Source organism: Alloactinosynnema sp. L-07 (genome assembly GCF_900070365.1).
Taxonomy (GTDB): domain Bacteria; phylum Actinomycetota; class Actinomycetes; order Mycobacteriales; family Pseudonocardiaceae; genus Actinokineospora.
This window is the reverse complement of the sequence record NZ_LN850107.1, coordinates 5,108,733-5,130,857: the sequence shown is the minus strand read 5'-3', so window position 1 is coordinate 5,130,857 and position 22,125 is coordinate 5,108,733. Positions and strand designations below refer to the sequence as shown.

Genomic DNA, 22,125 nt, shown 5'->3' with positions numbered 1-22,125 from the left:
CGGCAAACGTAAATTTTTCTCAGCTTGGTGGCTGGGCTTGCCGACCGGAAGGGCGTGGTTTTCCCATCGCCGTGTCTGTTTACGGCGATCTCTGTCAACTGTTGAAACCGCAGATCACGCCGGTTGTCCACACCCCTACGAGTTGTCCACAGGCAAGCGGGCGGCCCTGTTGCTCCGGTGCGTGTTTTGGCAGTGTTGACCGCGTGACGAAAGCATTCGCGTCCAGCGCGGACCTCCAGCCGAAGGTCGAGACCTTCACCGACCTCGCCGACGGGGTCTACGCCCTCACCGCCGAGGGCGACCCGAACGTATGCGCCGTCGAAGGCGAGGACTTCCTGGTGTGCTTCGAGGCCCGGGCGACCCCCGTGGCCGCGCGGCGGTGGCTCGACCAGCTGCGGGAGCGCACGGACAAACCGGTGCGGTACCTGGTGTTAAGCCACTACCACGCCGTCCGGACGCTGGGCGCGAGCGCGTTCGACGCACAGGAGGTCGTAGCCCATTCGGAGACTCGGCGGTTGATCGCCGAGCGCGGGGAGGCCGACTGGGCCAGCGAGTTCGGGCGGATGCCTCGGCTGTTCGAGGAGCCCGAGAGCATCCCGGGGCTGACGTGGCCGACGATCACCTTCACCGACCGGCTGACGATCCCGCTCGGTGGCGACCGGGGGGATCTCGTGCTCGCCTATTGCGGGCGCGGGCACACCGCGGGCGACATCGTGGCGTGGCTGCCCAAACCCAAGATCCTGTTCGCGGGCGATCTCGTCGAGGCTCAAGCCGCCCTCTACACCGGTGACGCGTTCCACGACGATTGGGCGACGTCCACTTTGGACAACGTGGCCGAGTTCGGCGCCGAGGCGCTGGTCGGCGGGCGGGGTGCGGTGGCGCATGGGGCCGACGCGGTGGCCGCGGCGATCGCGCAGAGCAGGCACTTCCTCGACGAGCTGCGCCGGATCGTCGGGGAGGTGCACGGGCGCGGCGGCGGCGTGGGCGAGGCGTTCGAGGCGACGCACGCCGCGCTGGAACCGCGGTATGGGCGGTGGCCGATCTTCGAACACTGCCTGCCGTTCGACGTCCAGCGCTACTGGGACGAACTCGACGGTGTCGACTGGCCGGTGATCTGGACCGCCGAGCGCGACCGCGAGGTCTGGGCGAGCCTGCGGGGTGAACGGTGAAGACGTTGTCACTTGGGCGTGGCTGGGGGCGGTCGTGACTGTCCTGATCGTCGGCGCGGGTCCGGTCGGGCTGACCGGCGCGCTCCTGTTGGCCCGCAAGGGAATCCCCAGCGTCGTGCTGGAGTCGAGGCAGCAGCGCGCGGTCATGGGCAGTCGCGCGATCTGCGTCCAGCGCGACGTGCTCGACATCCTCGAACGCGTCGGCGTCGGATGGAAGGTGGTCGACGCCGGGGTCACCTGGTACTCGGGCCGGATCTTCTACCGCGAGCACGAGGTCGTGACGATGGCCTTCCCGGAGCCGCCGCCGGGGCAGTTCCCGCCGTTCGTCAACACGCCGCAGAACGTGGTCGAGGGGCTGCTGGAAGCCGAGGTGGCCGCCGAGCCGCTGATCGACCTGCGCTACGACCACCCGGTCACGGGCCTGCGCCAGGACGACGACGGCGTCACCGTGGCCGCGGGTGGACGCGAGTTCGACGGCAGCCACTGCATCGCCGCCGACGGCTCCCGCTCGACCGCGCGCGACCTGCTGGGACTGCCGTTCGACGGCCGCTCCTTCGAGGACAAGTTCCTGATCACCGACATCCGCGCGAAGCTGGACTACCCGGTCCCGGAGCGGCGCTTCTACTTCGACCCGGACTGGAATCCTGGCAGGCAGGTGCTGCTGCACCCCCAGCCCGACTCGGTTTGGCGGATCGACTGGCAGGTCCCCGAGGACTACGACCTGGCCGCGGACCAGGCGGGCGACGGCCTGCACACCCGCATTCGCCAGGTGATCGGCGAGATCGACTACGACCTGATCTGGGCGTCGGTCTACCGCTTCCATCAGCGCCGGGTGCCCCGGATGCGGGTCGGCCGGGTCTTTCTGGCAGGCGACGCGGCCCACGTGATGAGCCCGTTCGGCGCCCGCGGCATGAACTCCGGGCTCGCCGACGTCGAGAACGCCGCTTGGAAGATCGCCGCCACCCACGCGGGTTGGGCGGGCGGGGCCCTCCTGTCCACCTACGACACCGAACGCGGCGCCGCCGCCGACGAGAACCTCGCCGTCACCGCCGCCACCATGCGCTTCCTGGTCCCCGCCGACGCCACCGAACGAGCCCACCGCCACGAGATCCTCGAACGCAGCGTGCGCGATCCGTCCGTGCGCTCTCAGATCGACTCGGGGAAGCTCTCGGAACCCTTCTGGTACCTGGACTCGCCGCTCACCACGCCGAGCGGCGAGTCGGACTTCCCCACCGAGCCGGGCGTACCCCGCCCTCCGGTCCCCGGCGTCCTCTGTCCCGACGTGCCACTTCCCGACGGCACTCGATTACGGGACAAGTTCGGGCCCTGGTTCACGGTGCTGGCCGCGCCGGGGGTCGAGCTGCCCGAGCTTCCGGACCACGTCACGGTCGTTCCGGTCCCGCCGGACGCGGCCGCCCTGCTGACACTGGGCGAGTCGGGAGCCGCCGTGGTCCGCCCAGATGGCTACCTGGCCGCCGTGTCGCGCGGCCCCGATGTCGATCAGGAGGTGATAAGCGCGCTGTCTCGGGGAGCCGGGCATCAATAGCGCGGTCCCGGTGCTGTCCCGGACCGGCAACTGAGTGGTGCTGCACGGCGCACGCGGGGCCAAGGCCGGATGGATCCGGTAGGGCCGGGTCGACCTCGCCCGCCTGTGGCTCGCGTGATGTACCTGTGAGTAGCGGCGTTACGAGCGATCACGGATTGTCCCGTCGCCACATCGTTACCCTGACCTGCGTCGATGCGCTCTAGTCTTGCCGCGTCATCGGTAGGGAGTCCGAGGACTTTCGGGGGAGCCGAGACGTGCCGATCGGCAGGCGTGCCCCCCGAGTGGTGCAATCGGGGGCGGAGGTGCGCAAGTGGGGATGAGCAGGCGGAAGTTCCTCTGGGCCGCTGGCGTGGGAGCGGCGGCCAGTGCCTGCTCTCGGGCCGTGCCCGGCCAGGATCCCTCCACCGCGCCCTCCACCGGGCTGACCTCGGGCACACCCACCAGCAGGCCCGCTCCTGTCCCACCCGACTGGGCGTCGCTGCGGGCGCGGCTCGGGGCTGGGCTCAGCCAGCCGGGCTCGGCGGACTTCGACACCCTCCGCCGGTCGTTCAACACCCTGTTCGACCAGCGCAAACCGATGGCCGTCGCGGCTGTTCGGACCGCTGAGGACGTGCAGGCGTGCGTCGAGGTGGCCCGCGCGGCCTATCTGCCGATCGCCGCGCGCAGTGGCGGACACAGCTATGCGGGGTACTCGGTGCCCGACAGTGGGCTGGTCGTGGACCTCAAAGCGATGTCGTCGGTCGAGGTCAAGGGCGACGGTTCCGCGGTCATCGGGGCCGGGGCCCGCCTCATCGACGTCTACACCGCCCTCGCGAAAGCCGGGCGGTGCCTGCCTGGCGGCTCGTGCCCGACCGTCGGCATCGGCGGGCTGACCCTCGGCGGCGGGATCGGGGTGCTCTCCCGCAAATTCGGCCTGACCTGCGACAAGCTCCGGTCCGCGCAGGTCGTGACGGCCGACGGGATGCTGCGGACCGCGTCGGCCTACTCCGATGACGACCTGTTCTGGGGTCTGCGCGGCGGCGGGGGTGGCAACTTCGGGATCGTCACCTCGTTCACCTTCAACACCGATCCCGCGCCCGACCTCGTCGTCTTCACCCTGACGTTCCCGCAGGGGTCGGCCGCCGAGGTGGTCGGTGCCTGGCAGAAGTGGGTGGCCGGGGCGCCCGACGAGCTGTGGTCGAACTGTGTCGTGTCGGCGGGGTCGCCGCCCAAGGCGCGGGTCGGCGGGTCGTTCACGGGCAGCCCGGCGACGCTCAACCAGCTGCTCGACACCCTGGTCAAGTCGGTCAGGCCGATTAGCCGGACGGTCGGACAGCGCGGCTACCTGGACGCGATGAAGTACTTCGGTGGCTGTTCCACCAAGTCGTGCACCCCGACCCCGCCCCTCCGCGAGGGCTTCGTGGCCTCGTCCCGGATCCTCGGCGAGCCGCTGCGCGACCCGGCGGGCCTCGAACAGCTGCTGTCCGGCCGCACCGGCATGGACATCCTGCTCGACTCCCTGGGCGGCGCGGTCGGCGAGCGCAAGCCCGCCGACACCGCCTTCCCGCACCGCGCCGCGCTCGCCAGCGCGCAGATCTACCGGCAGGCCACCCAGGAATCGGAGTCCGAGGCGGCGCAGAGCGTCGCGGCGGTGCGCGACGGCCTGGCCCGCCTCGGCGCGACCGGCGGCTACGTCAACTACATCGAGGCCGCCATGCCCGACTGGGGCGTCACCTACTACGGCGCCAACCTAAGCCGCCTGCGCGACGTCGCCCGCAAGTACGACCCGGACCGAGTCTTCAACTTCGCCCAGTCGGTCCACCGCGCTTAGAGGTCGATTCCGGACAGGATCATGGTCTGGTCCTCGGTGTAGTCGTTCATCGCCGAAAGCACACCTTCACGGCCCGTTCCTGAGCCCTTGACCCCGCCGTACGGCATCTGGTCGGCTCGATACGACGGCACGTCGCCGATCACCACCCCGCCGACCTCCAGTTCCGCCGCCGCGCGGAACGCGACCCTTAGGTCGGTGGTGAACACCCCGGCCTGCAGGCCGTACTCCGTCGAGTTGGCCAGCGCGAACGCCGCGTCCACCGAGTCCACGACCGACACCACGAGTACCGGCCCGAACACCTCTTCGCAGCTCACCTTCGCCGTCGGCGGCACGTCGGCCAGGACAGTCGGCTCGACCGAGGTGCCCTTGCGTCCGCCGCCGGTCAGCACCCGCGCGCCGCCGCCGACCGCCTCAGCGATCCAGTCGGTGATCCGCGCCGCGTTGTCCTCATCGATCACCGGGCCGACCTCGACCTCGGGATCGAACGGGTCGCCGGTGCGCAACGCCGAGACCGCGTCGACCAGCTTCGGCACGAACGCGTCGGCCACGTCGCGGTGCACGATCACCCGCTGCACCGCGATGCACGACTGGCCGCCCTGGTAGTTGCCGAACGTCGCGATCCGCTGGGCCGCGCGGTCCAGGTCAGTCCAATCAGGACAGACGATCGCCGCGCTGTTACTGCCCAGCTCCATCACCACGTGCTTGCGCGGCGCGGATTCCATGATCCCCCAGCCGACCTTGGTCGACCCGGTGAACGAGATCACCGGCAGCCGCGGGTCCGCCACCAGTGACGACATCGCCGACCCGCGCACCGGCAGCACCGAGAACGCCCCCGGCGGCAGGTCGGTCTCGGCCAGGATCTCACCGAGCAGCAGCGCCGACAGCGGTGTCGCCGACGCGGGCTTGATGATCACCGGCGAGCCGACCGCGATGGCGGGGGCGACCTTGTGCGCCACCAGGTTCAGCGGGAAGTTGAACGGCGCCACCGCCAGCACCGGCCCGCGCGGCCGCCGCCGGACGAGTCCGATCCGGCCCTCGCCGTTGACGTCGGTGTCGAGCCGCTGCAGATCGCCGACGAATCGGCGGGCCTCCTCCGCGGCGAACCGGAACGTCGAGACCGCGCGCGCGACCTCGATCTCGGCCCACTTCAGCGGCTTGCCGTTCTCGGCGGTGATCGTCTCGGCGATCTCCTCGGCCCGCTCCGCGAGCGTCCGCGACACGTGGTCGAGCGCGGCGGCCCGCAGGTGCGCGGGGGAGGAACGGAACTCCTTGGCCACCGAAGCGGCGGCGGCCACGGCCCGTTCGACCTGTTCGGGGGTCGGCACGCACACGGTGGCGAAGTCGGTTCCGTCGTACGGGTGGTGCACGTCGAGGGTCTCGTCGCTGGTCTCCGCGCGGCCCGCCACCCAGAACGGGCGCGGCTTGGCGACGACCGCGTCCTCATCGTCGTCAGTCATAGGTCAACCGTAGGCCCGAGCCCCGCCGGAGGCTCGCCAAGCTACGATGGCCGTGGCTGACCGAAGATGGTGGCTAGGGTTCCGCCGTCCTGACCTGGGACGGGTCTGGTTCGAGCGCCACGGAAAGCCCGCGCGGCACGGTGCGCGGGCAGGCACCTCTGGGAGAGAAACCCAGGGAGGGACCGGTCGGCGCACAGTGCTGCCTGCTGTGTGCCGAGAAGGTCCCAGCCCTTCCCGGCTTCCGGCAACTGACGGAAGGTAAGCCATGACTGATGCCCGTCCGGTCCTAGTAGTGGACTTCGGGGCGCAGTACGCCCAGCTCATCGCCCGCCGCGTGCGTGAGGCGCAGGTCTACTCCGAGGTCGTCCCGCACACCGCGACCGTCGCGGAGATGCTCGCCAAGGAGCCCGCCGCCATCGTGCTGTCGGGCGGCCCGTCGAGCGTCTACGCCGACGGCGCCCCCGCGATCGACCCGGCCCTGTTCGACGCCGGTGTCCCCGTTTTCGGGATCTGCTACGGCTTTCAGGCCATGGCGCAGGCGCTCGGCGGCACCGTGGAGCACACCGGCACCCGCGAGTTCGGCCGCACCGACCTGAGCGTCGACGGCGGCGAACTGCACGACGAACTGCCCGCCCGGCACCCCGTGTGGATGAGCCACGGCGACTGCGTCACCAAGGCCCCGGAGGGCTTCACCGTCACCGCGACGTCCGAGGGCGCTCCCGTGGCCGCGTTCGAGAACGTCGAGCGCCGGTTCGCGGGCGTGCAGTACCACCCGGAGGTCGCGCACTCCCCGCACGGCCAGGAGGTGCTGCGCCGCTTCCTGCACGACGTCGCCGGTGTTCGTCCACAGTGGACCACCTCGTCGATCGTCGACGAGCAGGTCGCGCGGATCAAGGCCCAGGTCGGCGACGGCAAGGCGATCTGCGGGCTGTCCGGCGGCGTCGACTCCGCGGTCGCGGCCGCCCTGGTGCACCGGGCCATCGGCGACCGGCTGACCTGCGTGTTCGTCGACCATGGCCTGCTGCGCGCAGGCGAGCGGACCCAGGTCGAGCGCGACTACGTCTCGGCCACCGGCGTGCGGCTGATCACCGTCGACGCGCGCGACCGCTTCCTCGACGCGCTGGCCGGGGTCACCGACCCCGAGGAGAAGCGCAAGATCATCGGTCGCGAGTTCATCCGGGTCTTCGAGCAGGCCGAACTGGACCTGCAGGCCGAGGCGGGCGGCGACAAGTTCCGCTTTCTGGTCCAGGGCACCCTCTACCCCGATGTGGTCGAGTCCGGCGGCGGCGCGGGCGCGGCGAACATCAAGAGCCACCACAACGTCGGCGGCCTGCCGGAGGACCTGGAGTTCGAACTGGTCGAGCCGCTGCGCGCGCTGTTCAAGGACGAGGTGCGCCGGGTCGGCCTGGAACTGGGCCTGCCCGAGACGATCGTGCACCGCCAGCCCTTCCCCGGCCCCGGCCTGGGCATCCGGATCATCGGCGAGGTCACCGGGCACAACCTGGAGATCCTGCGCGCGGCCGACGCCATCGCCCGCGAGGAACTCACCGCGGCGGGTCTGGACCGCGACATCTGGCAGTGCCCGGTCGTGCTGCTGGCCGACGTGCGCAGCGTCGGCGTGCAGGGCGACGGCCGCACCTACGGCCACCCGGTCGTGCTGCGCCCGGTGTCCAGCGAGGACGCGATGACCGCCGACTGGACCCGCCTGCCCTACGACGTCCTGGAGCGGATCTCCACCCGGATCACCAACGAGGTGTCCGAGGTCAACCGGGTCGTCCTCGACGTGACGAGCAAGCCGCCGGGCACCATCGAGTGGGAGTGACGCGAAACGGCCCGGCCAAAGTCTTGGCCGGGCCGTTCGCATGAGTGGTCGTTCCTCTACTTCCGTTTGCCCTTCACCGTAGAGCCGAGCAGGAGCAGCAGCCCGATCACCACCGCGCCGCCCGCGATGATCCAGCGGAAGTCGGGGATGGGCACCCACACCTGTCCGTCGGTCAGCACGTAGGCCGAGGCGAACAGGGTCAGCAGGCCCGCGATCAGCGAGACCGGATCGAACCGCCGGACAGAGTCTTCACGCTCAGCCACGTCGCACCACCACTCCGCCAGGGCCGGACACCTCGGCCTCGATTTCGATCTTCAACCCGCCGGGGCCGTCCGGGCCGTAGTCGTCCTTGATCTTGACGTCCTCGCCGATCCCGTCGTTGGACTGGCCGAGGCAGTCCACATCGCCCACGCCGACCGAGCACTTCACCGTGACGTCGGCGGTCTTCGGCACCGTCACCGTCACGTCGCCCGCCCGCACCTCCACCTTGGTTTCGACCGTCTCGTCCGCCGTCGCGGGCAGCTGGGTCAGGTCCAGGGTGATCGACCCGATGGTCTTCTCGTATTTGTCCTGCACCTCGCTGATGGTCACCGGCTTGGCGTTGATGTCCCCGACGCTCTCCGAGTCGAATCCCCCCGGCCAGAGCGACGTCATCGCGACGCCGAGGAACGCCAGCGGGACCACCAGGCCGATCAGTCCGCGGGCACCGCCTGCGAAGGCGGCGGCGAACAGCCCGCAGCCCAGGATGCCCAGGACCACACCGATCACGTGCGGCACCGTCAGCCAGCCCGCGAACGGGTAGGCGACCACGGCCGCCCCCACCGTGAGGAACGCGACGGCCACGGTGACCAGCCCGATCCTCGACTTGTGGCGCCTCGGCGCGGGCGGCTGCGGCTCGGGCTCTGGGCTGCTCGGCTCAGGCAGGTCCCAGGCGAACGGGGCCGCGCCCAGCGGGTCCCACGCGGGCGGCCCTTGCGCCTCGGTGCCGTAGGCGGCCGGGTGGATCGGATCCCACACCACCGTCGGCTGGGCCGCGGCCTCAGGCGGGTAAGGGGCATAGGTCGGGACCTGGGTGGCCGCCCGCGCCGTGCCCGGCCTGCCAAGGTGGGCGCGGCTGCGGTGCAGCAGGAAGATCAGTCCGAGCACGACGACGACACTCAGCACCCCGGACGCGTCCCGGTCGAAGAACCACCAGAACGCCGGGATCAGCGCCGCGCCGAGCGCGATGGTGAACGGCCCGGAGCTGGAACTGCGGCCGCGGCCGTGCAGCGCCTCCACCGGCGAGACCTCGTCGTCCTCCTCGGCCAGCAGCAGCCAGCCCAGCAGGTAGAACAGGATGCCCGCGCCGCCGTAGAAGGCGGCCACGACGAACGCCACCCGAATGATGACCGGATCGATGCCGTATCGGTCCCCCAGGGCCGCGGCGACGCCCGCGATCTTGCGGCCGTGTCGTGGCCGCCGAGGTCGGGTCGCCCAGAAGTCTTTGAGCGTGTCCTCCACGCCGATGTTGCCTGATGTCCCACTCACGATGACGAGCATGGTCGCTTGGCGGGCCCCGCCACATCGGGGACCGACCCTGACTTCGGCTTCAGGGTCCAGCCCCGATGTGACACGCCCTTGCGCGTGTGAGCATTCTTGGTGTGGAAGCAACGCTGGAAGAGAGGCCGGTGGTCGACGCGGAGCAGCAGCGGTCGGGCACGACCGAGGTGGTGGTACCGGGGCAGACCCGGCTGTACCGCCGCCGGTCCGGCCGTGCCGTCGCGGGCGTCGCGGGTGGCCTGGCCGACCATCTAGAGGTCGACGTCCTCTGGGTGCGCATCGCGTTCTCGCTGCTCGCCGCCCTCGGTGGGGCCGGGGTGATGGCCTACGGCCTGCTGTGGATCTTCGCGCCGCAGCAGCCCGCTGACGACGCCCAGAAGTCGATGTCGACCAAGGAGCGCCAGCAGGCGTTCGGGCTGATCGCGCTCGGCGCCGGGCTCACCGTCGGCGCGGGCACGGTGTCCGGGGCGCTCAACGGCTGGGTGGCAGGCGGGCTGGGCGTGGCGCTGGTCGGCGCCGCGGTGGTGTGGCGCGAGGCCGACCAATCCCAGCGGCGCAAGGTCAAGGGCGCCCTGCTCGGCGGTGGGGGCGGCCGGGCCGCGGTGCTGCGCGTGCTCACCGGAGCCGTGCTGGTGATCACCGGCATCGTGGTCTTCCTGCTGCGCAGCATCGGGCTCGACCAGGTGCAGTTCGCCCTGCTCGCCGTGGTGGCCACACTCGTCGGCGTCGCGGTGCTGACCGTCCCATGGTGGCTGCGGCTGGTCCGCGACCTCGGCGAGGAGCGCCGGGCGCGCATCCGCACCGAGGAACGCGCCGAGATCGCCGCCCACCTGCACGACTCGGTGCTGCAGACGCTGGCGCTGATCCAGAAGCAGGCCGAGGCGCCGCGCGAGGTGCTGCGGCTGGCCCGCGGCCAGGAGCGGCAGCTGCGCAGCTGGCTCTACGGGCCGTCCGGCTACGGCCGCGCGGCGGCCGACGGCATGACCCGCGGCACGCTGTCCGACGCCGTCGCGCGGGCCGCGGGCGAGGTGGAGGACACCTTCGCCATCAAGGTCCAGCACGTGGTGGTCGGTGACTGCGAGATCGACGAACGCCTGGTCGCCAGTGTCATGGCCGCCAGGGAGGCGATGGTCAACGCCGCCAAGCACGCGGGCGTGGCCGAGGTGTCGGTCTACGCCGAGGTCGAAGAGGACACCGTGACGATCTTCGTACGCGACCGGGGCAAGGGCTTCGACCCCGACGCCGTCCCCGACGACCGGCATGGCCTCGCCGACTCGATCCGGGGGAGGATGGAGCGCAACGGTGGCGAGATCCGGCTGCGCACCGCACCGGACGAGGGCACCGAGGTCCAGCTCCACATGCCGCGTGCGAAGGTGACCACATGACCGACGACACCCCAGCGACCGGATCCAAGCGCCCCGTGCGGGTCTACCTGGTCGATGACCACAGCATGTTCCGCGCGGGCGTGCGCGCCGAGCTGGACACGATCACCGACGACATCGAGGTCGTCGGCGAGGCGGGCACGGTCGGCGAGGCGGTCGCGGGCATCGGCCACCTCAACCCCGACGTCGTGCTGCTCGACGTGCACATGCCCGACGGCGGCGGCGCCGAGGTGCTGCGCCAGGCCCGCAAGTCGCACCCGGAGGTCGTCTTCCTGGCCCTGTCGGTGTCCGACGCCGCGGAGGACGTCATCGCCGTCATCCGCGCGGGCGCCCGCGGCTACGTCACCAAGACGATCTCCAGCCAGGAACTCGCCACGGCCGTCGTCCGGGTGTCCGAAGGCGACGCGGTCTTCTCCCCGCGCCTGGCCGGTTTCGTGCTCGATGCCTTCGCCGACCGGCCGGGCGCCGCGCCGATCAGCGACCCGGAGCTCGACCTGCTGACGCCCCGCGAGCGTGACGTGCTGCGCCTGCTCGCCCGCGGCTACGCCTACAAGGAGATCGCCGCGGAGCTGTTCATCTCGGTGAAGACCGTGGAGACCCACGTGTCCAGCGTCCTGCGCAAGACCCAGCTGTCCAACCGCTACGAACTGTCCCGCTGGGCCTCGGACCGCCGCTTAGTTTGAATCAGACCTTCGCGGGCAGCGCGACCTCGGCCTCAATGGGCACTGTCCGCTGCTTGCGCTGCCAGCGGGTCATCCCGACGCCGATCAGCACCACGATCATGCCCGCGACGATCCGGAACGTGATCTCCTCGCCCAGGGCCACCGCGCCGAGCAGGACTGAGACCACCGGGAGCAGATAGCCGACCGTGGTCGCCTGGGTCGCGCCCTCGTCGGCGATCAGCCGGTAGTTCAGCGCGAAGGCGAAGCCGGTGCCGAAGACGCCCAGGATGATCACCGCGATGACGGCGGTCAGGTTCAGGTGCACCGGCTGCAGGCCGCCGACCGGCATCGCGACCGCCGTCAGGCCGGTGGCGGTGATCAGCTGCGCCGCCGACAGCGCGATCGGTGCGGTGCCGCGGCCGGAGAGCTTGCGGCCGATGTAGGCGTAGCTCACCGCGTAGCTGACGGCCGCGGCGAGGATCGCCAGGGCGTCCCAGCTGGCCACACCCGCCTTCTCCCACGGCGCGAAGATCAGCAGGGTGCCGCCGAAACCCAGTAGCAGCCCGCCGACCCGCATCAGGGGCAGGTCGCGGTCGGTGCCGATGATGATGCCCAGCAGCAGGGCCCACAGCGGGGTGGTGGCGTTCAGCACGCCCGCGACTCCGGTGTCGACGGTCTTCTCGCCCACCGCGAACAGCACGAACGGCAGCGCGTTGCCGAAGAACGCCGCGAACACCAGATGTCCCCACACGGCCCGGTCGCGCGGCAGGGTGTTGCGGGAGGAGTAGCACAGGACGATGACCACGATCGCGCCGAGCGCGCAGCGGGTCACCGCGATCTGCAAGGGGGACAGCCCGGTCAGGGCCAATTTGATCCACAGGAAACTGGACCCCCACAGCAAGGCCAACAGGCCCATCCGCACCAACGTGGCCCGTCCGCCGCTGATCACCGGTTTCCTCCCCAATATTTCGTCCCATGTGTACGGTGCCTGAGTGGACTTGGCAGGACAAGTGAAATGTTGTGCATAGACCGTTAAGCTGTGCTGCATGCTTGACGTGCGTCGGATGCAGGTGCTGCGCGCGGTCGTCACCAGCGGCTCGGTGACCGCGGCGGCCACGAACCTGGGCTACACGCCCTCAGCGATCAGCCAGCAGGTGGCCGCGCTGGAGAAGCAGGCGGGTATCACCCTGCTCGAACGCGTCGGCCGCGGCGTGCGGCCCACCGCGGCGGGCAGGCTGCTCACCGAGCATGCCGCCGTGATCAGCAAGAACCTCGCCGAGGCCGAGACCGCGCTGGCCGACCTGCGCGCCGGCCGCACCGGCAGGCTCGGCATCCGCTACTTCGCCACCGCGGGCGCCGCCCTGGTCCCGCCCGCCCTGGCCGCCCTGCGCCGGGACCACCCGGGCATCCAGGTCGACCTCAAGCTCGTCGATCCCGAGGACCCGATCCCCGAGGTCGAGTCCGGCCGCGCCGACATCGCGCTGGTCGTGCATCCCCGGCAGGGCCCGCTACGCGGCGGCGTACGGCTCATCCACCTGCTCGACGACCCGTACCGCGCCGTCCTCCCGCGCGGGCACCGGCTGGCCGCCAAACGCGTCCTCGACCTCGCCGACCTCGCCGACGAGCCCTGGGTCGGCAACGAGTGGCCGGGTGGACTCTGCCTGCGGGTGATGCTCGAAGCCTGCGCGGCGGCCGGGTTCAGCCCGAACTTCGTGGTCGAGAGCGAGGACTACGCCACCGCGCAGGGATTCGTGGCCGCCGGACTCGGGGTCAGCGTGATCCCGGAGATGGGCCTGGGCAGCAGGCACCCCGGCGTCGTCGTGCGCAAGCTGCGCCACCCGGAGCCGACCAGGGTGATCCACGCCGCGGTGCGGGAGTCATCGTTGGGCCAACCGGCCTTGGTCGACCTGATCGAGGCGTTCCGGGCCGCCGCCGCGGCCCGGAAGTAGGTCAGCCGTTGTCGCCTTCGACCCGGCCGCGCCGGTCGAAGTTGTCGATCTTGATCACGCCGTCGGCCTCGACCATCGTCCACGTGTAGCGCTCGGTCACCGACTTGCCGTCCTTGGTGAACCGGACATTGCCCTCGAGGTGGTTGTCCTTGCCCCCGACCTGCTGGAGTTCGACCTCGTTCAGAGAGGCCCAGAACTTCTTGAACGCCTCGTACCCACCGGACTTGCGCTGCGCCCGCTCGGTCAGCATCGCCCACGCGCCGTCGGCGTCCCCCGGCAGGCGTGCGTAGTAGTCCCGCAGCGCCTGGTGGAACTCCGCGTCGGTCGGCTTGCCATCGGTCGTGGTGGTGGTGGTGGTAGTCGTCGTGGTCGGCTCAGCGGTCGTGGTCTTCGTCGTCGTGGCGGCCTTGGTGGTGGTCGGCTGGACCGCTGTCGTGGTCTTGCCCGACGCCTTGGGCGTGTTGTTGCTGGTCAGCAGGCTCGCCACCAGGATGCCGACCAGGGCGGCGCCGATGATCGCGAGCACGGTCAGCACGATCGACCGTGCGTCCTTCTTCCCACTCGCCGCGGCGGGCTTGCGGCCGGGTGGCGTGCGCGGCGGCCCGGACCGCGCCTGCGCCGGGCGGGGCTGCGGCGGTCGCTGCTGGGGCGGCTGCTGCTGGCGGATCGGGCCGGACGGCAGCGGCTCGGCGAACGGGCGCGCGTCGAGCCGGGTGCCCATCGGCGGGCTCGGCGGCGGGCCGCCCAGCGGCATGCCCTGCTGCGGCATGCCCTGTTGCGGGAAACCCGGCGGCGGGGTGTTCGGCAGCGGGCCGCCTGGAATCGGCGTGCCCGGCGGGGGCGTGCCCTGCGGCTTGGGATACGGGTCGGTGCGCTGGTTGGCCAGCGCGATCGACGGCAGCGGCTTGCCCGCGGCGACCGCGGCGAGCGCCTCCCGCGCGGCGGTCATCGTGGGCCGCTCGGTCGGGTCGGCGCGCAGCAGCTGCATCAGCAGCGCGGTCAGCGGGCCCGCCTGCCGCGGCGGCTGGACCTTGCCCGCGGCCACGGCGTACAGCAGCGCGAGGGTGTTCTCACTCAACCCGAACGGGGAGTGGCCTTCGACGGCGGTGTAGAGCGTGGAGCCGAGCGAGAACACGTCGGCCGCCGAGGTCGGCTGCTCGCCCTTGGCCACCTCCGGGGCCAGGTAGGCCGGGGTGCCCGCGAGCATGCCGGTCGCGGTGACGGTGACGTCGCCGGTGGCCCGGGAGATGCCGAAGTCGGTGATCTTGACCGTGCCGTCCTCGCCGAGCAGCACGTTGGCGGGCTTGACGTCACGGTGCACGATCCCGGCCGCGTGCGCGGCGACCAGCGCGGCGGCGATCTGCGCGCCGATCCGGGCCGCCTCGGCGGGGGCCAGGAACTCGTGCTCGTTGAGCACCGTCGCCAGGCTCTTCGACGGCAGGTACTCCATGATCAGCCACGGTTCGCCGTCGTGTTCGGCCACGTCGTAGACGGTGATCGCGTTCGGGTGGGCCAGGCGGGCGGCGATGCGGCCCTCGCGCATGGCGCGCTGGCGGGCTTCCTCGGCCTGATCGGCGCTGAGGCCCGGCTGGGAGAGCAGCTGCTTGACCGCGACGGTGCGGTGGAGGCGCTCGTCGTGGGCCTGCCACACCACGCCCATCGCCCCGCTGCCGATACGGGCGCCGAGCCGGTAGCGCCCGGCGACCAGGGTCGGCTCGTCGGTCATCGCGGCTCCTGGGTCACGGGACAGGGGTTACCCGTGTCGCGGTCGGGTCCGTGCTGCCCGTGGTCGTGGTCGGGATGGGCGACGACGGGCTCGAACTAACGTTAGACGGAGTCGACGACGGCGTGTCGCTCGGCTCCGTGGGCGTGGTCGACTTGCTCGGCACCGTCGTGGTCGTCACCGGGCTCGACCTGGTCGTGTGCACGGTCCTCGTGGTGGTCTTGGCCGTCGGCGACTCGGTCTCGGACTCGGTCACCGTGATGGTCATCGATGGCACGTTGTTGACCTTGGTGGTGGGGCTGTCGATCGGCTTGGCGCCGTCGCCGCCGAACACCAGCCACGCGCCGGCGGCCAGCGCCGCGGTCACCGCCGCGCTGGCGAACACCAGCGGCTTGGCCGACTTGACCTGAGGCTCGCTCAGGCGCGCGACCGACGGGTCGGTGGCGATCACCAGCCGGGTGGCCTCGTCGGGCTCGGCCAGGATCGGCGGCAGGTTCGGTTCCTCGCCGCGGGCCACGGTGGCCAGCAGGTCGCGGGCCCGGCCCGCCGACGGCCGGTCCTCCGGCTCGGTGTTCAACAGCGAGATCAGCACGCCGGTGAGCGCGCCGGACCTCCTCGGCGGGTTGATCTTGCCGGAGGCGACCGCGTGCAACAGGCCCAGCGTGTTCTCCGACAGCCCGAACGGCGGCTCGCCCTCGGCCGCGGCGTAGAGCGTCGAGCCGAGGGAGAAGACGTCGGAGGCCGTCGACGGCTCACGGCCGACGGCCACCTCGGGAGCCAGGTAGGCCGGGGTGCCCGCGATCAGGCCGGTCTTGGTGACGGTGACGTCGTCGGTGGCCCGGGAGATGCCGAAGTCGGTGATCTTCACCGAGCCGTCGTCGCCGAGCAGGATGTTCCCCGGCTTGATGTCGCGGTGCACGATCCCGGCCGCGTGGGCCGCGGCCAGCGCGGCGGCGACGGCGCCGCCGATCCTGGCGACCTCGACCGGGTCCATCGGGCCGCCGTCGGACAGCGCGATGGCCAAGCTGACCGACGGCAGGTACTCCATGATCAGACAGGGCACGCCGTCCTCGTCGACCACGTCGAAGACCGCGATGGCGTTGGGGTGGTGCAGCCGGGCGGCGATGCGGCCCTCACGCAGGCAGCGGGCGACGGCCTCGTCGGCCTCGTCCGGCGGCAGACCGGGCGGCAGCAGCAGCTTCTTGATCGCCACGACCCGGTTCAGGCGCTCGTCGACCGCCCGCCAGACGACGCCCATGGCGCCGCTTCCGATGCGTTCGACCAGCCGGTAGCGCCCGGCGACCAGCCGGCCCTCGTCGCTCATCCCGACCGGAACCTCCCTCGCCCGCGAAGCGCCTCGCGGGCCCACGTATCACGTGCTGTTCCAGGCTAGGCGTTCACGCTATGCGCACGGCACATAGCCCCGTATCCCCTACGTCCCACCCCGACAGCGGCTACATAGTGTCACAGGCGGCGGGCTCATTGGGCCGATCGAGCAAACTAGTTGATTTGGGCCGACAACAGCACCGCGCCGACGATCCGCTGCGGGACCGAGTCGACCACCGTGAGCAGCTGTTTGATCCGCAGCTGGGCGCCGCCGACGAGGTGCATCCGCACCACCGCGACCACCCCGTCGCCACGTTCGACCACGTCGAGGACCTCGACCTTGCGCACCGACGACCACGACCCGAGGAACTGCCCCAGCGTCGTCTGGAAGCCCGAGAGCAGCGCGAAGGCGCGGCTCGGATCGCTCTCGATCAGCCGGTAGTACTCGAGCACCAGCTCGCGGTGGGAGGTATTGGCGGGCTTGGCCGCCTTGGTCGACGCGGGCTCGGCCGTGTGGTCGGCCGCGCCGGTCGCCGGGGCCTCGGTCTGGTCCCGGTCGACACTCGCCGCGCCGTTGCGGCGCGCGCTGGGGATCGCCGGGGCGGCCGTGCTGCCGCTGAGGCTGCCCGACGCGGTGCCGGTGCGCTGTTCGGGGATGCGGCCGCCGGTGCTCGACTCGATGACCGCCCGGTTGAGCTCGTCGGGCAGCAGGGCCCGCTCGCCGGTGATGGGGCGGGTGGCGGGGTCATTGCCGCCGGACTCGCGATCGCGGGAGATCAGCGACGCCGCGGCCACCGCGCCGACCAGGGTCGCGGTCGCCACACCGAGCACGGCGATCTTGGCCAGCGTCGCCGCGCGCGACGCTGCCGGGCGGTCCGGGGTCGGTTCGAGCGGCTCGACCCGGATGATCTCGTCGGCCACGACGGACAGGTCGAGCATCCTGGTCTGCCGATCGATCAACTCGGTGACGTGAACGGACCCGGTGCGCACCCGTCGCTTGCCGGTCGTCGGACGATCCACTGACGCTTTCCTCCGCCTGAGTCGCGCTACCGGGCAACTCGTACCCTGCCCGCAAGGGCCTACACCACTCTTTCTCGGCTGTTCACCCGATCGAGGCGATAGGCGGCGCGCAGGATCACTCGAAAAGAGTAATCAGGTGTCGGGGTCTTACCCGGTCCCTATGTCCTGAGTGATCTTCGGATTGGTCCCATAGGTGAAGGTCAGCTCCCTTTCCTCGGTGCTGATCGTCCCGTCGTCGCGGTAGACCCGCAGGACCGACCGGGTCGTGGAGCGGTTCTTGTCGATCGTCATCTTCTGCACCTCGACCCGCGTCACGTCGGCATAGCGGCGCTGGATCTCGTCCTCGCCGTCGCGGCGGGCCTGGCCGGTGGTCATCGCGAAGGCCGAGTCCGGGTCGTTGGCGACGGCGCTGAAGTAGGTCTCGGTGCGGTCGCCGATCGTCTTGGCATCGACGACCGGGCCGATAAGGACCGGGGTCTCCACGGTCGTCCTGGTCGGCGTCGTGGTGGTTGTGGCCGCCACGGTCGAGCTCGTGGGCGTGGGCTGGTCAGTCGATCCGGGCGCGGACGGTCCGGGCTGCCGCGGCCGGTCGGTCGTGCGCTTCGGCTGGGTCCGCGAGGCACTGGTCGACGGCGCGGCGCTCGACGGCGCGGGCCGCTGCGACATCAGCGGCTCACCGGGCAGCTCGATTGGCATCTCCGGTCCGCTGGGGAGACCGGGCAGCGCGTCGACTATCTCTGGCCTGCGGGGGCCGGTCACCAGGGTGCTCGCCGCGTAGAGCAGACCGACCAGCACCAGGATCGAGGCGGCCACCGCGAACCCGGCCGCCCGCCGCCAGCTGCGGGGCGGGGTGACCGAGGCCGGGATGCTGCCAAGGTCGAACTTGGCCAGTCCGGTCGCGGGTGCGTCGGGGAACAGGCCGGCGATCACCGGCAGCACGTCGGTGTCGTCCTCGCGCGGGGGTTGGGGCCGTCTTGGCCGCAGCCGCGGCGTCCACCCGGTCGTGCCCGATCCTCGCCGGTGTCGTCCTTGTCCCGGCTCGTCCTGCGCGGTGTCCCGCCCGCTCGCCATGTGGTGGAGACTCCTGTCCTGCCCGGTCGTGACGCGGTGTCGCCGACCGATTACTCGATCAGCTCGCGTCGACGACCTGGACCTCCCGGCCAGGGTGCGCGGAATCTGCGGTTCTCACTCAAACAAGGGTAAGCCGTTGCGCAGCGTCCGCAGAGCAGGGCGCACCACTCGCTCGATTCTCATGCGATCGAGTGAATCCGCGCCCTGAACTCTCCGCTGAGTGCGTTATTGGCCGCTGCGGTACTTCGCCATGGTGGTGGAGAGTGAGCTGCCCGCGACGGCACCGGAGCCGCCCGCGACCAGGATCGCCAACACGTCGGCGAACCCGCTGCCCCCGCTCAGCAGCCAGCCGAGCAGTGCCCCCGCCGCGGTGACCCCCGCGACCGGCCACCGCCCGCGCACGTACTGCGCGACCTGACTGCCACTCGCTCCACGCTTGCGCGCCGCCGAGTTCAACAGCGCGAGGTAAGCGCCGAACCCGACGACGGCGACGACGGCGACAATGACCACGATGACCGCGATGAGATCCAGCATGACCCCAGTCTGCCCGAGTCAACGCCACACCGAATGGGGGATCTCCCCGACCCACCCCTGATGTTCACCACCACCGCGCCTCGCGCGGCCCCCACCCTGTCCCTGGGGGGCGTCCCTTGGCCAGTCTATCGCGTGGGGGCTCAAGATGATCTTGGGTGAGGCGTGTCTGTGGACAAGTCGGAGTCTGTGGATCGTCAGCGGCCGAGCCTGCCGCGGCCCAGGTCGAGCAGCGCCATTGCCAGGGTGCGGCCCGCGGGGCCGAGTTCGCGGTAGCGGGCCACCACGTCCATCTCGCGGTTGACCACGATGCGGGGCCCGCCCGCGGCCATTCGCGCGGCCCCGATGGTCTGGGACACCTCCGCCCGGCGTTTCACCAGGCGCAGGATCTCCCGGTCGAGGTCGTCGATCTCCTTGCGCAGTTCGGCGACCTCTTCGGGGGCGGGCAGTTCGACACCGGGCTTGACGGTCGTGTTCTCAGACATCGTGATCCCTTTGCGGCTCGGTTCGAGTTCTCAGCTCCCGAGCGCACGAAGCCCCGGGGTCCGAGGACTCCGGGGCTTCGTGGTGGTTTTCGGTGCTACGCCACAACGGGAGCCGGAGTCCGGGTCCCGTAGAAAAACTCGTAGTGGCGCGTCTGCACGGATCGAGTGTGACACACCGTCGCCGATCGGTCGACCCGATGTCCGCGCAGTGGGATCGGCGCGGTTTTCGTCTTCGTCGGCCCCCGGTACCGTTGTTCGCACGATGGAAGCCCTTTTCGATCTCCCCGCCGAAGTCCCAGCCGCCGCGCCGCGCCGTCGGTCCGCCGCGCTGCTCGACGACCTCAACGACCAGCAGCGCCGCGCCGTGGAGCACATCGGCAGCCCGCTGCTCGTGGTCGCGGGCGCGGGCTCGGGCAAGACCAGGGTCCTGACGCGCCGCGTCGCCTATCTGCTTGGCGAGCGCAACGTGCACCCGGGCCAGGTCATGGCGATCACCTTCACCAACAAGGCCGCCGCCGAGATGAAGGAGCGCGTCGCCGACCTCGTTGGCCGCCGGGCCAACGCGATGTGGGTGTCGACCTTCCACTCGATGTGCGTGCGCGTGCTGCGCCGCGAGGCCAAGACGCTGGGGATGACGTCGAGCTTCTCCATCTACGACGCCGACGATTCGCGCAGGCTGATCACGCTCGTCGCCCGCGATATCGACCTCGATCCCAAGCGCTACCCCGCGCGCACGCTGTCGATCCACATCTCCAACCTCAAGAACGAGCTGATCGGCCCCGAGAAGGCCGCGACGATGGCGGCCAACGACCTCGAGCGCCGCGTCGCCGAGGTCTACACCGAGTACCAGCGCAGGCTCGGCCAGGCCAACGCGATGGACTTCGACGACCTGATCATGCGCACGGTTGAGCTCCTGCAAGGCTTCCCGGACGTCGCCGAGCACTACCACCGCCGCTTCCGGCACGTGCTGGTCGACGAATACCAGGACACCAACCACGCGCAATACACGTTGGTGCGTGAGCTGGTCGGCCGCGGCACCGACGGCCTGCCCCCCGCCGAGCTGTGCGTGGTGGGCGACGCCGACCAGTCGATCTATGCCTTCCGCGGCGCGACCATCCGCAACATCGTCGAGTTCGAGCGCGACTATCCGAACGCGACAACCGTTCTGCTGGAACAGAACTACCGCTCCACGCAGACCATCCTCAACGCCGCCAACGCGGTGATCTCCCGCAACCCGGACCGCCGCGACAAGCGCCTGTGGACCGCCATGGGCGACGGCGAGAAGATCGTCGCGTACGTCGGCGACAACGAGCACGACGAGGCGTCGTTCGTCGCCCAGGAGATCGACCGGCTGGTCGACGCGGGCATCGCGCACAACGGCGACGTCGCGGTCTTCTACCGCACCAACAACCAGTCCCGGGTGTTCGAGGAGATCTTCATCCGCCTCGGCCTGCCGTACAAGGTCGTCGGCGGCGTGCGCTTCTACGAGCGCCGCGAAGTCCGGGATGCCTTGGCGTACTTGAGAGTCCTGGCCAACCCGGAGGACACGGTCAGCCTCCGGCGTATCCTGAACGTCCCCCGCCGCGGCATCGGCGACCGCGCCGAGGCCTGCGTGTCGACGCACGCGGACCGCGAGCGCATCTCCTTCTCCGCCGCGCTGAACGACGCCGCCGTCGGCAAGGTCGCGCTGCTGAACCCGCGCTCCCAGCGCGCCATCGCGGGCTTCGTCGAGCTGATCGACGGCCTGCGCCGCTTCGTCGACGACGGCCAGGACGTCGCCGAGATCCTCGACGCCGTGCTCGACCAGACCGGCTACCGCGCCGAACTGGAGGCCAGCGACGACCCGCAGGACGCCTCCCGGCTGGAGAACCTGACCGAGCTGGTGACAGTCGCCCGCGAGTTCACCGAGGGCCCCGCCGACATCCCGCCCCCGGAGACCACCGCGGGCCCGGAACCGGGCTCCCTCGACGCCTTCCTCGAACGCGTCTCGCTGGTCGCCGACGCCGACCAGGTCCCCGACCCGGACGACGAGTCCGGCGGCATGGTCACCCTGATGACCCTGCACACGGCCAAGGGCCTGGAATACCCGGTCGTGTTCTCCACGGGCTGGGAAGACGGCATCTTCCCTCACATGCGCGCGCTGAGCGACCCGGTCGAGCTGGCCGAGGAACGCCGCCTCGCCTACGTCGGCATCACCCGAGCCCGCGAACGCCTCTACCTGTCGCGCGCGATCGTCCGCTCGGCCTGGGGCCAGCCGATGACCAACCCGGCCTCCCGCTTCTTCGACGAGATCCCCCCCGACCTCGTCGACTGGCGCCGGATGGGGCCGGACCGCTCCAGCCCGACCCGGGCTACGACGTGGGGATCCCGTGCGGCTCGGGGCGGCACCGCCCGTCCGGCACCGTCGCGTGGGTGGCAGGACACGCCCGCGTTGACGCTGGATGTGGGGGACCGGGTCAACCACGACAAGTACGGACTGGGGACGGTGGTCGCCACGGACGGCAACGGTCCCCGGGCGACGGCGACGATCGACTTCGGCACGGCGGGCACGATCCGGCTGATGCTCATCGGCAGCGTGCCGCTGGTGAAGCTGTAGTTTCAAGACGCTTTCGGGCAAATTTTGCCGCAAAGTG

The 22,125-nt window shown here is 70.9% G+C and carries 18 protein-coding genes; 8 read left to right on the top strand and 10 right to left on the bottom strand.

The window, feature by feature from the left end; translation table 11 throughout:
• Positions 1-203: 203 nt before the first annotated feature.
• The 3 genes from BN1701_RS22940 to BN1701_RS22930 all read left to right on the top strand — a co-directional run bounded on the left by BN1701_RS22940 (position 204) and on the right by BN1701_RS22930 (position 4,525).
• Positions 204-1,169: an MBL fold metallo-hydrolase gene (locus BN1701_RS22940; RefSeq protein WP_054052085.1), complete on the top strand. Its 966-nt coding sequence runs from the start codon at positions 204-206 to the stop codon at positions 1,167-1,169.
• A 34-nt stretch (positions 1,170-1,203) separates the two neighbouring features.
• Positions 1,204-2,715 (top strand): FAD-dependent monooxygenase, encoded by a 1,512-nt coding sequence (locus BN1701_RS22935; RefSeq protein WP_231949679.1) that lies wholly within the window; start codon positions 1,204-1,206, stop codon positions 2,713-2,715.
• Positions 2,716-3,031: 316 nt separating this feature from the next.
• Positions 3,032-4,525: an FAD-binding oxidoreductase gene (locus BN1701_RS22930; RefSeq protein WP_054052083.1), complete on the top strand. Its 1,494-nt coding sequence runs from the start codon at positions 3,032-3,034 to the stop codon at positions 4,523-4,525.
• Here the strand turns inward: BN1701_RS22930 and BN1701_RS22925 are convergent.
• Positions 4,522-5,982, bottom strand: coding sequence for an aldehyde dehydrogenase family protein (locus BN1701_RS22925; protein WP_054052081.1), 1,461 nt, complete (start codon positions 5,980-5,982; stop codon positions 4,522-4,524). The genes BN1701_RS22930 and BN1701_RS22925 overlap by 4 nt on opposite strands.
• A 265-nt stretch (positions 5,983-6,247) precedes the next feature.
• On the opposite strand from BN1701_RS22925, the gene guaA reads away from it, so the two are divergent.
• On the top strand, positions 6,248-7,804 hold the full coding sequence (guaA, locus tag BN1701_RS22920) for a glutamine-hydrolyzing GMP synthase (protein WP_054052079.1): 1,557 nt from the start codon (positions 6,248-6,250) through the stop codon (positions 7,802-7,804).
• Between the two features lie 56 nt (positions 7,805-7,860).
• On the opposite strand, the gene BN1701_RS22915 is transcribed toward guaA, so the two are convergent.
• Both BN1701_RS22915 and BN1701_RS22910 read right to left on the bottom strand, forming a co-directional pair.
• Entirely contained in the window at positions 7,861-8,067 is a 207-nt protein-coding gene (locus BN1701_RS22915) for a hypothetical protein (protein WP_157368170.1), read from the bottom strand.
• Positions 8,060-9,331 carry a PspC domain-containing protein gene (locus BN1701_RS22910; RefSeq protein ID WP_231949678.1) on the bottom strand — a complete coding sequence of 424 codons (1,272 nt, stop codon included), beginning with the start codon at positions 9,329-9,331 and terminating at the stop codon, positions 8,060-8,062. The genes BN1701_RS22915 and BN1701_RS22910 overlap by 8 nt, the downstream gene beginning before the upstream one ends.
• 104 nt (positions 9,332-9,435) lie before the next feature.
• On the opposite strand from BN1701_RS22910, the gene BN1701_RS22905 reads away from it, so the two are divergent.
• Positions 9,436-10,728 (top strand): PspC domain-containing protein, encoded by a 1,293-nt coding sequence (locus BN1701_RS22905; protein ID WP_369800680.1) that lies wholly within the window; start codon positions 9,436-9,438, stop codon positions 10,726-10,728.
• Positions 10,725-11,408, top strand: coding sequence for a response regulator transcription factor (locus BN1701_RS22900; protein ID WP_054052071.1), 684 nt, complete (start codon positions 10,725-10,727; stop codon positions 11,406-11,408). The genes BN1701_RS22905 and BN1701_RS22900 overlap by 4 nt, the downstream gene beginning before the upstream one ends.
• Before the next feature lies 1 nt (position 11,409).
• Here the strand turns inward: BN1701_RS22900 and BN1701_RS22895 are convergent, their stop codons facing one another.
• The gene (locus tag BN1701_RS22895; RefSeq protein WP_369800592.1) at positions 11,410-12,336 is read right to left on the bottom strand and encodes a DMT family transporter; all 927 of its coding nucleotides are present in this window, start codon (positions 12,334-12,336) and stop codon (positions 11,410-11,412) included.
• A 97-nt stretch (positions 12,337-12,433) separates the two neighbouring features.
• On the opposite strand from BN1701_RS22895, the gene BN1701_RS22890 reads away from it, so the two are divergent.
• Positions 12,434-13,336 (top strand): LysR family transcriptional regulator, encoded by a 903-nt coding sequence (locus BN1701_RS22890; protein WP_054052069.1) that lies wholly within the window; start codon positions 12,434-12,436, stop codon positions 13,334-13,336.
• 1 nt (position 13,337) lies between these two features.
• On the opposite strand, the gene BN1701_RS22885 is transcribed toward BN1701_RS22890, so the two are convergent.
• The 6 genes from BN1701_RS22885 to BN1701_RS22860 form a co-directional block, all read right to left on the bottom strand.
• The gene (locus tag BN1701_RS22885; protein WP_054052067.1) at positions 13,338-15,062 is read right to left on the bottom strand and encodes a serine/threonine-protein kinase; all 1,725 of its coding nucleotides are present in this window, start codon (positions 15,060-15,062) and stop codon (positions 13,338-13,340) included.
• Positions 15,063-15,075: 13 nt separating this feature from the next.
• Positions 15,076-16,383 carry a serine/threonine-protein kinase gene (locus BN1701_RS22880; protein ID WP_054052065.1) on the bottom strand — a complete coding sequence of 436 codons (1,308 nt, stop codon included), beginning with the start codon at positions 16,381-16,383 and terminating at the stop codon, positions 15,076-15,078.
• A gap of 176 nt (positions 16,384-16,559) precedes the next feature.
• Positions 16,560-17,405 (bottom strand): hypothetical protein, encoded by an 846-nt coding sequence (locus BN1701_RS22875; RefSeq protein WP_054052063.1) that lies wholly within the window; start codon positions 17,403-17,405, stop codon positions 16,560-16,562.
• A gap of 147 nt (positions 17,406-17,552) precedes the next feature.
• Positions 17,553-18,476 (bottom strand): hypothetical protein, encoded by a 924-nt coding sequence (locus BN1701_RS22870; RefSeq protein WP_157368169.1) that lies wholly within the window; start codon positions 18,474-18,476, stop codon positions 17,553-17,555.
• A 225-nt stretch (positions 18,477-18,701) separates the two neighbouring features.
• A complete protein-coding gene (locus tag BN1701_RS22865) occupies positions 18,702-19,010 on the bottom strand; it encodes a hypothetical protein (RefSeq protein WP_054052059.1) in 309 nt (102 codons plus the stop codon).
• 194 nt (positions 19,011-19,204) lie between these two features.
• Positions 19,205-19,492: a chorismate mutase gene (locus tag BN1701_RS22860; RefSeq protein WP_054052057.1), complete on the bottom strand. Its 288-nt coding sequence runs from the start codon at positions 19,490-19,492 to the stop codon at positions 19,205-19,207.
• A gap of 262 nt (positions 19,493-19,754) precedes the next feature.
• On the opposite strand from BN1701_RS22860, the gene pcrA reads away from it, so the two are divergent.
• Positions 19,755-22,088, top strand: coding sequence for a DNA helicase PcrA (gene pcrA, locus BN1701_RS22855; protein ID WP_054052055.1), 2,334 nt, complete (start codon positions 19,755-19,757; stop codon positions 22,086-22,088).
• Positions 22,089-22,125: the final 37 nt, after the last annotated feature.

What these genes read in the sequence shown, in the direction of transcription:
- BN1701_RS22930 (WP_054052083.1), top strand. Translation starts at nt 3,032, where the DNA reads ATGAGCAGGCGGAAGTTCCTCTGGGCCGCTGGCGTGGGAGCGGCGGCC.
- BN1701_RS22870 (WP_157368169.1), bottom strand. Translation starts at nt 18,476, where the DNA reads ATGGCGAGCGGGCGGGACACCGCGCAGGACGAGCCGGGACAAGGACGA.
- guaA (WP_054052079.1), top strand. Translation starts at nt 6,248, where the DNA reads ATGACTGATGCCCGTCCGGTCCTAGTAGTGGACTTCGGGGCGCAGTAC.
- BN1701_RS22900 (WP_054052071.1), top strand. Translation starts at nt 10,725, where the DNA reads ATGACCGACGACACCCCAGCGACCGGATCCAAGCGCCCCGTGCGGGTC.
- BN1701_RS22925 (WP_054052081.1), bottom strand. Translation starts at nt 5,982, where the DNA reads ATGACTGACGACGATGAGGACGCGGTCGTCGCCAAGCCGCGCCCGTTC.
- BN1701_RS22865 (WP_054052059.1), bottom strand. Translation starts at nt 19,010, where the DNA reads ATGCTGGATCTCATCGCGGTCATCGTGGTCATTGTCGCCGTCGTCGCC.
- pcrA (WP_054052055.1), top strand. Translation starts at nt 19,755, where the DNA reads ATGGAAGCCCTTTTCGATCTCCCCGCCGAAGTCCCAGCCGCCGCGCCG.
- BN1701_RS22880 (WP_054052065.1), bottom strand. Translation starts at nt 16,383, where the DNA reads ATGAGCGACGAGGGCCGGCTGGTCGCCGGGCGCTACCGGCTGGTCGAA.
- BN1701_RS22860 (WP_054052057.1), bottom strand. Translation starts at nt 19,492, where the DNA reads ATGTCTGAGAACACGACCGTCAAGCCCGGTGTCGAACTGCCCGCCCCC.
- BN1701_RS22885 (WP_054052067.1), bottom strand. Translation starts at nt 15,062, where the DNA reads ATGACCGACGAGCCGACCCTGGTCGCCGGGCGCTACCGGCTCGGCGCC.
- BN1701_RS22890 (WP_054052069.1), top strand. Translation starts at nt 12,434, where the DNA reads ATGCTTGACGTGCGTCGGATGCAGGTGCTGCGCGCGGTCGTCACCAGC.